The organism is Pirellulales bacterium (assembly GCA_035656635.1).
GTDB lineage: Bacteria > Planctomycetota > Planctomycetia > Pirellulales > JADZDJ01 > DATJYL01.
Window position 1 is genome coordinate 1 of sequence record DASRSD010000170.1, and the last position, 12,842, is coordinate 12,842.

A 12,842-nucleotide genomic window follows, 5' to 3' on the forward strand; every position below is an offset into this window, starting at 1 on the left:
CTACCAATAGCTGCAGTTTTGCACTGTGCGACATAGAACCACTCTCCTGTGGAGAAATTCAACCCGAACAGTTGAATTAGAAAGCGCATCCCGACAACGACTAGCCGGTCAGCGGTTGATTGGCACTTGGTTGCGGTCCGCTGCAACCAACGAGAGCGTGATTTTGGCGCGCTGCCGATTGAAAGTCAACTAGGCAGATGATTGCCGGTTCTAGTGCGCATTTCATATTTGTTTAGCGTTTTCAACGTAGCCCGAAGGCCACGTCTTCCAGCCCAGATAATGTGAGCATCCGGCTACCGCCGCTCCACTTTGTAAGACATGCTCGAACAACTTCGATCTAAATCCACAGTTAGAAAGCGGCCGCATTTTCCGCCGGACGGCGCACGCTCATTTGACCGACGACAATGGCTTGTTCAATCTGCTGGTTCAAGTCGTCCAGGTCGCGTAGCAAGCGGTCCTGCTGGGCTTCCAATTCAACGAGCAATTGGACCGGTTGCGGAGCGGAAACCCCAGGCGCAGAAACGATGGGTGCAGAATCAACAGCCATAACAGCTAAAGACGCAGAAACCACAGGCGCACAAGCAACACCGGTCGCGGAGTCCACAGCAAACCCTCCGTAAAAGAAGTGGCAATACTGTTGACCATCGGCAATTCAAGCTCCCATCGCTTCAATTTGAAAACAGGAACCGCCAGCGAAGAAATGCTAGCGTGAACAGAGGAAGATCGGGCAAACCTTGCGGGCCGATTTAGCCGCTGGACTTGTCCCGCAGTAACTGTGTTGCCGTTCTGCTCTCTGCCTTCTGCCTTCAGCCTGCCGCCTGCCGCCTTTCACGCCAGCTCTTTGGCCAGTTGATCGCGAATGGCGCTTTCGATTTTGCCCTTGAACATCATGGCGGCGATCGGAATTTGCCCGTCGAGCTGCACTTCGCTGGGCTGCACAATCACGTCGCCGGCCACTTTGAAGCCGTACGTGCTAAAGCTGAAATTCAGCGTGTTGCCGTTCCAAGCTTCTTTCAAATCGGAAACCTGAGCTTGGTATTTGTCCTTCACTTTCGTGAGGAGATTTTTCAATCGGGCAACCGCTTCTGCTTGCCCCAACTGATGCGGATAGGAGAGCTTTAAGCTCGGCATGAAAACACCAGTGCCTTGTGATCGACGATGAAATTGGGCGCCCGCGAGCATAGCAAATTGCCCGGCAGGCGCACAGAGGAGCCCAAAAGCGTGCAGCCGCCCGGCGAGTGCAGCGCGTCCACCCCGCCCTCGCTTTGGGCGCCGTCGAGATTGCCGCTGGCCGGGCTCGATTCAATCTTCTAGCTCGCCGATGGCTTCGGCGTAATTGCGCGGATCGCTGGGGTGCCACAGAGGCAAGCCTTGCTTCAACCGCTCGGCCAGCACCGCCAGTTTTTCGTTGGAGCCGGGCAACGCTCGTGTCGACGAATATTTGCCGTCTTCCACTTTGGGCGGTTCGTAATCCCAAAGGCCCAATTTAACAGCTTCCAGCACAGAGATTGGCACGCCGTGACTCCTGTTTCCCTAGGGAGGCGATTGGCGTCGCCGCGTCGCTTGGAACATCCTGTTAACGGCGACCAACACGCAGGGCACTTCCTCTGCCCGGCACGGTGCAGCCCGCAGTATTCGCCTTGATAACAAACCTGTCAAGGAGTTTTTCCAAGACATAGCGGCGACGAAAAATCCACAGCCAACCGTACAGCATTTGGCCTAATTATTGCTGAGTGGCAGCAACACGGTGCGCAACTTGAAGTTCCACTTCCGGTAACGCTCGGGTGAACCTTTGCCACAAATCCAATAACCGTCATGGTTAGGACGTGTGCCATGGCACTCCTTTGAGTGGCCATGTATGAATTGCTATGACTTTCCTGCCCACACGGAGCTGTGGCATGGCGTCCATCTTCAAACTTTATTTATGACGGAAAACCGCATTATATTTTTGGCGATTCTTTTTTGAATTGCTGCGCCTGGGCTAGGCGCGCATTCAATCGCTGCACCACATCCAGCGTCAGCGGTTCGCACCATGCGCCGTGAATGGTCACGTATCCGTCGTCCCAACGCCCCAGCATGGCTTTGACCTCGCGGTGTTGGAAATCTTTTGCTCTTTCGGCCACGCGCAGCACCAAATTGCGCACGGGGATTTCGCGCCCATCGGGCCCTGGCAGTTGGCCCGCTCCGCTACCCCAAAAAAAACATTCCACGTATTCCACGGGAATGACGATGGGCCGGCCGGTGCGCAAGTAAATGTGCAGCTGGCCATCGGCATACGCCAACCGCGGCAACTTCCATTGGACGAAAATATTTCCCAACAGCAGCGTTCCCACGGCCACCGTGATCCACCCTACGATTCGCAGCCAGGCCCCGGTCTCGGTTGCCAGAGCGAAAACCGGGATTAGCCCTACCGCAATCAGCACCACAGGCAGTATCATGCCCAGCAACAAAACGCGGCGGTTTGCATGCAACCAAATTTCCATCAGCCCGTTGCCGTGATGGCAAATTAAAATAATAAAGTGATCGCCAAAACTCGAGCCGTTAATTTAACACGCTTCGCGCCGCGCGCCACCTGATGTCGTACAACCAAGTTACCACCGAACAACAATTGGCGGCACTGTGCGATGAGTTATCTCAGGCCGAGGTCATTGCCTTCGACACCGAATTTGTTTCCGAGCATACTTACCGTTCGCAATTATGCTTGGTGCAAATTTGCACTCCCGCCGGGCTGAGCGTAATCGATCCCTTATCCGCCGGCGACCTGACCCGCTTTTGGGAAGTGCTAGCGCGGCCCAATCATCAAACCATAGTACACGCCGGACGGGAAGAGCTAGGCTTCGCGCTGCAGGCCGTCAACCAATGTCCGGCCAATTTATTCGACGTGCAAATTGCGGCCGGTTTTATCAGCGACGAATTTCCCTCCGGCTACGGCACGCTGCTGTCGCGATTGCTGGGCGTGAACACGCAGAAGGGAGAAACCCGCACCGATTGGCGGCGGCGACCGCTGAGCGCGCAACAGTTGGAATATGCCCTGGACGACGTACGGTATCTCATTCCGCTGCGCGATAAGCTGCTGGCTCGGCTCGATAAAACCAACCGCACCGACTGGTTCGCCGCCGAAATGCAGGACTTTCAGCAAGAGGTGATTGCCAGCCGCAGTCGGGAACGGTGGCGGCGGGTGTCGGGCATTTCGGGTTTATCTCCCCGGTCGCTGGCTGTGGCGCGCGAATTGTGGCGCTGGCGCGAAGGAGAAGCCCAGCGCCGTGATACACCGGCGAAGTTTGTGCTGCGCGACGATTTGCTGGTGGAGCTGGCCCGTCGCCGCACGGCCGAAATGCGGCAAATTCGGGCCGTGCGCGGACTGGAGCGAAGTGAATTACAACGGTTGTTGCCGAAAATTGCTGAGCATATTCAATTGGCGCTGGATCTTCCCCAGCAAGATTTGCCGCAAAGCGAACGGCGAGAAGTGCCGCAGCAAATTAACGTGCTGGGACAATTTCTATCGACCGCCCTGACCAGCTTGTGCCGCTCGCTGGGATTAGCTCCGGCGCTGGTGGGCACCGCCAGCGATGTGCGCGATCTCATCGCGTTTCGCTTGGGCTTTGTCAACGACGAATCAGCGGCCTTGGCTTGCGGTTGGCGGGCCGAAGTGGTGGGAACGCTCATCGATGACTTGCTGGCCGGCAAGCTCAGCATTCGCATTACCGATCCACTTTCCGATCATCCACTGGTGTTCGAAAAGACCAACCAAGCTGCGCCTGCCGTGCAACACAAATCCTCATGAATACAGAATCTCCTTCCCCTGCAGCTCCGTCGGCCGCGCCTCCCGATTTGCAGAAAATGGAACTGCAACTGATGGCCATTCGACGCCGGTTAACCTGGCTGACGGCCGCGGTGTTTTTTGTCGCGCTGGCGTTGCTGCTGTTTGTAGCGGGAGTGCTCAGCAGCGAAATTGATTTTCACTACGGCGAATCCAAGCTCATTGCTGGCGCTTGCACTGGCGGCGTGGCGATGGGCTTTCTGTTCGGCTGGCTGGCGCGGCGGCAGGGTTAAGCCGCGGAGCCTGGGCAAAGTTCTCTGTATATGCCGGTCGGTCGGAAAATGCGGTTTGTTTCGTAAATTCCGAAAGTATCGGAAATACGGCGTCCGATACCTTCCCAAGCCGGAGAGATTGGCTCCGGATAACCGCCACCATCCGCACAGGTTCCGGCAACTGCCCGGCCGAAGGGATGCCGCGGCGGCGACTGGGCTTACCCGGTCGGTTGAAATCAAGGGGAATGAACTAGGGGGGATCTTCGAATGTCGTGCGCTAAATTTCTGCGTATCACTGCCCTGTGCTTAGGGCTGGCGACTATTGCTGCTTTGGCCCGGGCTGCTCAGCCGGTTTCCGATTACGACTTAGAGCCCATGTTGCGGCGCTATGGCGGCTCGACAAATCAAAACACATTGTCCGATGACGGCTCGGCGCAAGCCACGTTGCAGGCGGTGAACGCCGCGCCCGCCTCGCCAGTTAGTGGCAGTGCCGATCAAGTATCGCACGCCATTTTTTCCACCGCCGACGATGGTTCCGGCCAACTTTCGTCGCGCAACGGTTACCAAACCGCCAGCCCGATTCCGACCAGCATGCCGGCGCCATTGAATAATTACAATCGCGGAGTGCGCCACGCCTTCGTCAACCAGGCGGCATTGGAGCTTCCCGACGACGCAAGCGACAACTCGGGCTCTTCGCAGCAGCCCACGCGCTCCGTGCAAGCCCAGCCTCAGCGTATGCCAACCCGGGCCATGAATTCGCAGCCATCCAGCGGAATGACGAATCGCATGCCCGTGCCCGATACTTCCAGCCCCACCTCGCAGGAAATGATTGGCCCGGGCATGGAATCGATGAACTCCAATGAATACGGCAGTGCCTACAGCGATTGCATGAACGGTTGCAACATGAACGGTTGCTGTAATGGCTGCGGTGGTAACAGTTGTGGCTGCGGTGGCTGTGGTAATTCCTGTGATAGCTGCGGCGGTTGCGGTGGCTGCGGAAACTCCTGCGGCGGTTGCTGCGGTGATTCGTGCTGCTTCAATCCGTGCGGTTGCTGTGGATGGTACGCCGGCGCGGATTACGTGCTGGTGCGGCCAGACTTTGCCATCGCCCAGGCGTTTGTGCAAATTACCGGCGATCCGATCACCGGAAACGAAAACGACCGCATCATCCAGCAGAAATATAATTACCAAAGCTCCGTGCGGGCGTTTCTTGGTTACCGCTTCGATTGCGGCGACGAAATCAACTTCCACTACTGGAATTTGAACGATGGCGGAACCCTGGTCGCTTCCCCCACGCTCACCAGCGCCTTCGGCGGGCAGTTTATGTTGCGGGCGAACAACCCTGGCGACACGCTGGTGAACACGGTCGGCCTGAACATGAACGTGTACGACATCGATTATTCCAAGTGCTGCTGCTTCGGCGGCAATCCTTCCTCGTGCAATCCTTGCCGCTGCTGCCCCGTGTGGACGTTGAAGTACTCCGCCGGCGTGCGAATTGCCGACGTGCATCGTACGGACGACACCATTCAAAACTCCGCCACTCCAGTTGTCGACGAACCCGTCGCCGGCTTTATTGACGCTTCGTTCATCGGAGCCGGTCCGCGGGTGGGAATTGAAGGGCGGCGGTATTTCGCAGGCAACCGGTTTTCGCTGTTTGCCCGCACCAACTTTTCGCTGCTGCTGGGGCAAATGGATCAAACGGAGACCATCCCGGTGTTGAATGCCGACGGCGTGACCACCATTACCGAAAGCTTAACCGACAGCCACGATCGCATTATTCCGGTTGCGGAAATGGAACTTGGCGGCGATTGGCAAGTGAGCAATCGGCTGCGGATGTCGGCCGGTTACCTGCTCCAGGCCTGGTGGGATTTAGGCGAATTCGAGCATGTGGACGTGACCGACTTTCAGCCCATCACCAATGCCACGGTTCTGGGCTTCGACGGCTTCTTTGCTCGCGTGGAAGTGTGCTTCTAACAGGAACAAACCCGATTTGATTCGCTGCAGCCCAAAACAGAGTTGGGCGGCAGTCCAATCCACTGAATATGGTTCGTGTCATTTCATTGCCCCGCCGAAAAACGCCGGCGGGGCTTTTTGTTGCGCACAGGTGAATGCAGATTATTGCGCACGGTGAATGCAGAAATCCACTGGCCAAACTTGGCGATCTTCGTGTGCGGCTTAGCAATGGCGAATCAAGCGGCTACGCATTAGAAAAACTTTGCCGCTGAGGAAGCAGAAACTCAAGCGCCCACCGGCTTCACGCGGCGGGTTCGTCTTTCCGCACGCAACCGCGCACGGCGGCGAATTTCGCTTGGCTTTTCGTAATACTCCCGGCGGCGCATTTCCTTTTTAATGCCGCTGCGTTCCACGAGCTTGCGGAAGCGCCGCACCGCTTCCTGAATCGATTCTCGATCCCGAACCGTAAGCTTGACCACGATTCCTCCTTTATTAAAACCTCAAAACGATTTACACGTTGGGCGCACGCACCCCCGCACCAAACTTCGGCGAAACATAAAAGTGTACACCGACTTGCGGGGGAATGTCTACAGGGTTTTCCCAGTGGTTTGCCGCATTCCACTGGCGCCGGCCATTTTCCATACCCTGGACAACCCCGCCGGCGCTGTCATAAGGTTAAATAGTGACGTAACGTAGAGTTGAGCGGCGGAAAAGCGCGGGGAACGAAAATACCAGCATGTCGCAATATCAACAAAACCTGAAGCAGGCAGCCGTGGAGCACGAAGCCTTGCGCCACATCATCGGCGCGCTGCGCACCGTGCTCGATTGGCAGCCCACCGCAGAAGAGATGCCGCGCAAGCTTTCCAGCCTGCGGTTCATTGCTCAATCGTTCCAGCGCCATTTGGAACGGCTGATGGCGCTGAAGGAGCAAGATGGCTACATGGCCGGCGCCGTCGATCAAATGCCGGCCCTAGCGGAAAAAGTACAGGCCTTGCTGCGCGACCATGACGAATTCGAGGAAACGCTTCATCGGCTGGTGCTGCGACTGGAGCATTTGTCCGCCGAGGACAAACCGAAGGTCGAGGCCACCTGCAAAGAGATGGAAGAGTTATTGGTTAAGCTGGACGATCATCACCGCCGCGAGGCAGATCTCATGCAGGAAGCCTTCCAGCGCGATGTCGGCGGCCAGGGTTAACGGTTTCTAACCGTGCCTGCAGACCGGCCGCTGCATGCACCGTCATTCCGCGGCTCATTTCTTTTTTCGGGCGGCCTTTGCTTTCTGGCGCGCCAATCTTGCTTTTTCCACCGGCCGGCGGCCTCCTTCCTCGTCGAACAATTTCGCCAGCCGCGCCAAGCTTTCGGGAGTGGAAGCGTGCGATCCGTGTAATTTCAATTCGCCGTTTTCCATTTCGGCCCAAATACAGCGCTGCATTTGCACCACGCGGAACAAGCCCGGCTCGCCGCGCTGCTGGAGTTGTTGCATGGCCTTGGTGAGCGATTGATACGCATCCAACTGAAACACCGGCTGCCACTGCGGCGGTTGGCCCGCGCGCGGGCGTTTCCATTGTTCAATCGTAAAAAAGCCGTGCGGCATGTTTTTCCTTTCCGCTGTCGAGGAACTTCCGCCAATGTCCACCGCCCACCGGTTGCTTCCCGTTTTATATCACGGTAATCTGAAGTGAGCCATCAACCGCCGCGCTTTGAAGGAGCCGTTGCCGTGACTGAAGATCATTCCCATCCACTTTCCACCGCCACGCAGCCCCAGGATAGCCCGCACACACCGCCGCCCGCCGCCAGCCCGCCCTCGGCCGTGCCGCAGCCATCCAAGGAAGAACTGAAGGCCGCTTACATCGCGTTCAAAAAACGCTGGAAGTTCACCAAGCTGGATCAAGAATCGCGCATTGGGCGCGGCCCAATGAGCTCCGGGCAAAAATCGACCATTATCGGCATTCAGCCCCCCAACCAGTATTCCACCGCCGTGTGGGAAGCGCTCGTGGAACAAGGCAAGCTGAAGCGCGCCGGCCGAGACCAGTATGCGCTGGCGTAGGTAGTGATGCATTTTGAAGTGAACTGCATCGGGTGGTCGGGGTCGAGTGCCGCCTATCGGGTGGCCGGGGTCGAGTGCCGCCGAGCCCCCGGAATGCTGCCCGCTGGGGGCTCCCTTCGGTCGACCCCAGCCACCCTGCCGTTCGACCACAGCCACCCGAATAAAACAAACTGACACACTACTAAATTCTCTGGATGATGTAATCTGCTTATGGCCGTGCTGCTGCAAATTAAAAACGCCCACAAAAGTTACGGCCATCAAGTGCTGCTGGACGGCGCCGAGGCCACCATCATCGACGACGCCAAAGTTGGCTTCGTGGGCCGCAACGGCGCAGGCAAAAGCACGCTGCTCCGCATTCTGCTGGGAGAAGAAGAGCTCGATCGGGGCGATATCGTTCGCCATCCCAAATTACAGTTGGGATATTTGCGTCAGCACGATCCGTTTCTTCCCGGCGAAACCGGCCTGGAATTTTTGATGCGTTCCAGCAGCCAGCCCGATTGGAAATGCGGCGAAGTGGCCGGCGAGTTTGAGCTAAAAGGCGAGGCGCTTACCGGTCCCGTCGCCAAGCTTTCCGGCGGTTGGCAAACGCGCTTGAAGTTGGCGGAGCTGCTGTTGCACGATCCGAATTTGCTGCTGCTCGACGAGCCGACCAACTTTCTCGACTTGCGCACCCAAATTTTGCTGGAGCATTTTTTGAAAAATCATCGCGAGGCCTGCCTGGTGGTTTCGCACGACCGTGCATTCCTGGCCGCCACCTGCGATCACACGCTCGATTTAACCCGTGGCAAGCTCACGATGTTCCCGGGCAAAATCGACGCGTTTCTGGAACACCAACAGCAGCAGCGCGAACACGAAGAGCGCACCAATGCCGCGCTCCTGGCCAAGCGGCGGCATTTGGAAGAGTTCATCGCCAAAAACAAAGCCCGGGCCAGCACCGCCTCCCGCGCCCGATCCAAAAGCAAGCAGCTGGAAAGATTGGAGCTGATCGAAACTGCTGCCGACGAGCCCACGGCCAACATCCACGCTCCGCAGGTTGAGCCGCGCAAAGGCCCGGCCCTGCGCTGCCGGCAATTGGCCATCGGTTATGCGGAGCGAACGGTTGCCGATGGCATCGATTTGGAAATCGATCACGGCGCGCGCGCCGCCGTGGTGGGAGACAACGGCCAGGGCAAAACCACATTTCTGCGCACCGTCGTCGATTCGTTGCCGCCTCTGGCGGGCGAAGTGCGCTGGGGCTACGGCTGCCAGCTCGGCATTTACGCCCAGCACGTTTACACCAGCTTGCCGGAGGAGCAAACCGTGCTGGAGTATTTGGAGCGCTCCGCCGCGCGGGGAACCAAGGCGCAAGAAATTCTGGATCTGGCCGGCGCGTTGCTGTTCCGCGGCGAGCACGTGGAAAAACGCATTTCGGTTTTGTCCGGCGGCGAGCGCGCCCGGCTGTGCTTGGCTGGCCTGCTCTTGGGCAATTACAACGTGCTGCTGTTGGACGAGCCAGGCAACCATCTCGATGTCGATACGGTCGACGCACTGGCTCGGGCGCTCATCGACTATCGTGGCACGGTCATTTTCACCAGCCACGATCGGCACTTTCTCAAGCGGGTGGCCACGTCCATTGTGGAAGTCCGCGACGGCCGCGTAGTGAATTACCGGGGCAATTACGAAGCCTATTTGTACTCGATCAATCAGGAAATCGACGCCGCCGAAGCCCTTAGCCCCGGGCTCCGCCCGGGGGTGAAAGCCACCCCGCGCACTGTGCGCGACGATCGGCAGTTGCGCAAAGATATGGCCGCCCTGGAAAAAACGATTTCTCGTCTGGAAGTGCAAAAGAAAACCGTACACGATCAGTTATTGGCCGCCACCGATCCCGCCGAAGCACTGCGATTGCATCACGAGCAGACCGATCTGGCTGACCAGCTTAAAAATGCCGAACAGCGCTGGTTCCAGCTTCAAGAACAGGAGGAAGCGTAATGGACTAATTGGCGTACGTGCCGTCGATCAGCACATTCTTAACTCGAAAGGTTCCGAGCGCTACTGGCGCGGTAAGATCGGCGTGCTGCCGGCTAGGAGTTCGTAGAGGATTGTGCCTAGTGCGTAGACATCCGTTCTTGGCCTGTCTTACGCATGAATGAGTTTTTGAGAATCGCTAATTACAAAAGTCCTTCGACGTTTTCGCCAAAGGACCTTGCGCCCGTCAAGTCGGGGCGACAAAACACCGTTAGAACTATTCCAGCCGGCGTCCGGTGATGGGAAGCCGGATTACTCCCTTACGCTTTTTGTGTTTCTCGGTGCACCCGTTTCCGAACCGGGCGCAATGGTGGTTTGATGACCAGTCTCAGACGCAAAGAACCAAGGAACATTTTACAACCTATTGAGAGCACTGAGGACTGCTTTTATCGACGCCAGCTCGATGCTGGTGTCAACTCCTGCACCCCATCGTGTTTTACCGTCAGAGGTACGGATGCAGATGTAGGCAATGGCGCTGGCTTCCGCACCACGGCCCATTGCTTGCTCACGATAGTCACAGATCTCAAAAGCTTGAACTCCAGCGTTTTGCAACGCACTGACAAATGCTGCAATAGGTCCGTTCCCTGTGCCAGAGACCTCCAGTTGCTGGTTGTTACGAGTAATGTGTGCCTGACAGTGAGCAACACCATCCGTGTCGCCGGAGTGGAAGTGCTTGAGTGCGTAAGGCTCTTGGCGCTGGATATACTCCCGCCTGAACAAAGACTTCAACTCCTCTGCACTGACTTCACGACCCAGACTATCCACTGCGGCATTGGCAATCGGTCCGAATTCCCGTTGCATCTCCTTCGGCAGATCGATGCCAAACTTGCTCTCCAAGAGGTAGGCCACTCCGCCTTTACCCGACTGACTGTTGACCCGAATGACTTCACTGTAAGTGCGACCGATGTCATGGGGATCGATGGCGAGGTAAGGGACATCCCAGTGAGCCTTGCCTTCACGCTGCTTCCATTCAGTCAGTGCTTTCTTAATGGCGTCTTGGTGTGAACCGCTAAACGCAGTGAACACGAGCTCGCCCGCATACGGATGACGAGGATCAACGCTCATGCCCGTGCAGCGTTCGTAAACTTCCTCAACAACGCTGAGGTCGGCGAAATCAAGACCACAATCGATGCCGTGCATGTGGAGATTCAAAGCCACTGTGATAATGTCGAGGTTGCCCGTACGCTCTCCGTTGCCAAACAACGTACCTTCGACTCGCTCAGCACCAGCAAGTAGTCCGAGCTCCGTTGCGGCCACACCTGTACCTCGGTCGTTGTGAGTATGGACGCTGATGACTGCACAATCCCGTCGCTTTAAGTTGCGACAAAACCATTCAATCTGGTCAGCGTAGACATTGGGCATCGCCACCTCGACCGTCTCAGGCAGGTTGAGGATGATAGGAGACTCCGGGGTTGGCCCCCAAACATCCATGACGGCTTCACAGATTTCCAGCGAGAATTCGACTTCGGTTGCGGAGAAACTTTCGGGCGAATACTGAAATATCACTTCAGTACCGGCCAAGTGCCTTGACTTCTCCTTAATCAACTGCGTGCCCCGCGTGGCGATCTTCACGATGTCGTCCTTCTCCAGGCCGAAGACGACACGCCGTTGTGCAGGTGAGGTGGAGTTGTACAGATGGATGATCACCCGTTTGGCTCCCACCAGTGCCTGCATCGTGGGTTCGATCAGGTCTTCCCGTGCCTGCACGAGAACTTGCATGGTGACATCATCAGGAATGCGTTCGTCCTCGATTAGCCGACGGACGAACTCAAACTCGGTGTTCGAGGCCGCTGGAAAACCCACCTCAATCTCTTTGAACCCGCAACGAACCAATGCATCGAACATCTCCAATTTCTGGGAAACGTTCATCGGCTGAGCCAAGGCTTGATTGCCATCTCGGAGATCCACACTGCACCATTGAGGCGCCTTCTGGAGCGTACGGTTGGGCCACTGCCGGTCGGGCAGATGAATGGTGGGAAACGGACGGTACTTATCAATTGGTGAGTTCATATTTACTCTTTTGCAAAGAACTTTCTTCCTACACTGTCTCAACCCTATCTGACAATGCCTGAGGATCAAGGCGTTGTGGGGAGCACTTTCACTCGCATTTTCACGTTCTCGGGTGGCTGGGGTCGAGTACCGCCGAGCCCACAGCATGGCCAATGATGAAATGATCCAAGCACCAATGACCAATATTCAGGTTGCTTTTTGGTCATTGAGATGTAGCTCTGCCAGGTCCGGCCCGGGCATGCCCGGGCCGGCTTTGTGGACTGCGCATCAAGCCGGCGATGGCATCGCCGGCCGTTGAGCCACCCACCATTTAGCCGCGATGCGCGAGCGAGGCGGTTAAAACGAGCCGCCATCGGAAGCGTTGGGCGGTTTGGTGGACATTGAAGCATGCACTTTTTGGCCGCCTGCGCTTTTCAACGATAACGGGGTGTCCTGATCAATGGGGCCAATCGTCTTGGTAATTTTATCGATCAAAGCATCGAAGTCAGACATCGGCTTGGGCGAAAATAAATGATGCACCCACGGCGCTGCGATCACGCAAATGATGGCCGCGATTACAACCAGCGCCATTAAGGTTCGCAAACGGAAGCGAAACCCGCGGCCACGGTTTGTAGAAGTTTCGCGCATGTTGGATATGTTTTATAAGGACGCCAGGAAAAGCACGAACGTTCCTTAGCCCCCGGTTTTACCGGGGGATAACACATCTGAGCCGATTGCAAAGCGGAGCTGCATGGGGTTACCAAAACCAATTTTTTGGCTTGCGGTGATAAATCAGTACGCCGATAACCAGCGCGAT

General features: G+C 56.8%; 14 protein-coding genes. 6 read left to right on the forward strand and 8 right to left on the reverse strand.

Annotated features, from left to right (window positions below):
* Positions 1–349: 349 nt before the first annotated feature.
* From VFE46_17635 to VFE46_17650, 4 genes are all read right to left on the reverse strand, one after another.
* Positions 350–547, reverse strand: a complete 198-nt coding sequence (locus VFE46_17635; GenBank protein HZZ29822.1) for a hypothetical protein — start codon at positions 545–547, stop codon at positions 350–352.
* Positions 548–828: 281 nt separating this feature from the next.
* Entirely contained in the window at positions 829–1,131 is a 303-nt protein-coding gene (locus tag VFE46_17640) for a polyhydroxyalkanoic acid system family protein (GenBank protein ID HZZ29823.1), read from the reverse strand.
* A 171-nt stretch (positions 1,132–1,302) separates the two neighbouring features.
* Positions 1,303–1,515, reverse strand: coding sequence for a hypothetical protein (locus VFE46_17645; protein ID HZZ29824.1), 213 nt, complete (start codon positions 1,513–1,515; stop codon positions 1,303–1,305).
* Between the two features lie 425 nt (positions 1,516–1,940).
* Positions 1,941–2,483, reverse strand: coding sequence for a hypothetical protein (locus VFE46_17650; protein ID HZZ29825.1), 543 nt, complete (start codon positions 2,481–2,483; stop codon positions 1,941–1,943).
* A 92-nt stretch (positions 2,484–2,575) separates the two neighbouring features.
* On the opposite strand from VFE46_17650, the gene VFE46_17655 reads away from it, so the two are divergent.
* The 3 genes from VFE46_17655 to VFE46_17665 all read left to right on the forward strand — a co-directional run bounded on the left by VFE46_17655 (position 2,576) and on the right by VFE46_17665 (position 6,006).
* Complete coding sequence (locus VFE46_17655) at positions 2,576–3,784, forward strand: ribonuclease D (GenBank protein ID HZZ29826.1); 1,209 nt, start codon at positions 2,576–2,578, stop codon at positions 3,782–3,784.
* Positions 3,781–4,053: a hypothetical protein gene (locus tag VFE46_17660; protein ID HZZ29827.1), complete on the forward strand. Its 273-nt coding sequence runs from the start codon at positions 3,781–3,783 to the stop codon at positions 4,051–4,053. The genes VFE46_17655 and VFE46_17660 overlap by 4 nt, the downstream gene beginning before the upstream one ends.
* A gap of 246 nt (positions 4,054–4,299) precedes the next feature.
* Positions 4,300–6,006 (forward strand): Lpg1974 family pore-forming outer membrane protein, encoded by a 1,707-nt coding sequence (locus tag VFE46_17665; protein HZZ29828.1) that lies wholly within the window; start codon positions 4,300–4,302, stop codon positions 6,004–6,006.
* A gap of 263 nt (positions 6,007–6,269) precedes the next feature.
* Here VFE46_17665 and rpsU read toward each other — a convergent pair whose 3' ends face one another.
* A complete protein-coding gene (gene rpsU, locus VFE46_17670) occupies positions 6,270–6,464 on the reverse strand; it encodes a 30S ribosomal protein S21 (GenBank protein ID HZZ29829.1) in 195 nt (64 codons plus the stop codon).
* 257 nt (positions 6,465–6,721) lie between these two features.
* On the opposite strand from rpsU, the gene VFE46_17675 reads away from it, so the two are divergent.
* On the forward strand, positions 6,722–7,180 hold the full coding sequence (locus tag VFE46_17675) for a hypothetical protein (GenBank protein HZZ29830.1): 459 nt from the start codon (positions 6,722–6,724) through the stop codon (positions 7,178–7,180).
* Between the two features lie 54 nt (positions 7,181–7,234).
* Here VFE46_17675 and VFE46_17680 read toward each other — a convergent pair whose 3' ends face one another.
* Complete coding sequence (locus tag VFE46_17680) at positions 7,235–7,579, reverse strand: hypothetical protein (protein HZZ29831.1); 345 nt, start codon at positions 7,577–7,579, stop codon at positions 7,235–7,237.
* 123 nt (positions 7,580–7,702) lie between these two features.
* Between VFE46_17680 and VFE46_17685 the strand changes: the two genes are divergently transcribed.
* Positions 7,703–8,032, forward strand: coding sequence for a hypothetical protein (locus VFE46_17685; protein HZZ29832.1), 330 nt, complete (start codon positions 7,703–7,705; stop codon positions 8,030–8,032).
* 210 nt (positions 8,033–8,242) lie between these two features.
* Complete coding sequence (locus VFE46_17690; protein ID HZZ29833.1) at positions 8,243–10,000, forward strand: ABC-F family ATP-binding cassette domain-containing protein; 1,758 nt, start codon at positions 8,243–8,245, stop codon at positions 9,998–10,000.
* A 390-nt stretch (positions 10,001–10,390) separates the two neighbouring features.
* On the opposite strand, the gene leuA is transcribed toward VFE46_17690, so the two are convergent.
* Together leuA and VFE46_17700 are read right to left on the reverse strand one after the other, a co-directional pair.
* Positions 10,391–12,046: a 2-isopropylmalate synthase gene (gene leuA / locus VFE46_17695; GenBank protein HZZ29834.1), complete on the reverse strand. Its 1,656-nt coding sequence runs from the start codon at positions 12,044–12,046 to the stop codon at positions 10,391–10,393.
* A gap of 336 nt (positions 12,047–12,382) precedes the next feature.
* Complete coding sequence (locus VFE46_17700; GenBank protein ID HZZ29835.1) at positions 12,383–12,673, reverse strand: hypothetical protein; 291 nt, start codon at positions 12,671–12,673, stop codon at positions 12,383–12,385.
* Positions 12,674–12,842 lie beyond the last annotated feature (169 nt).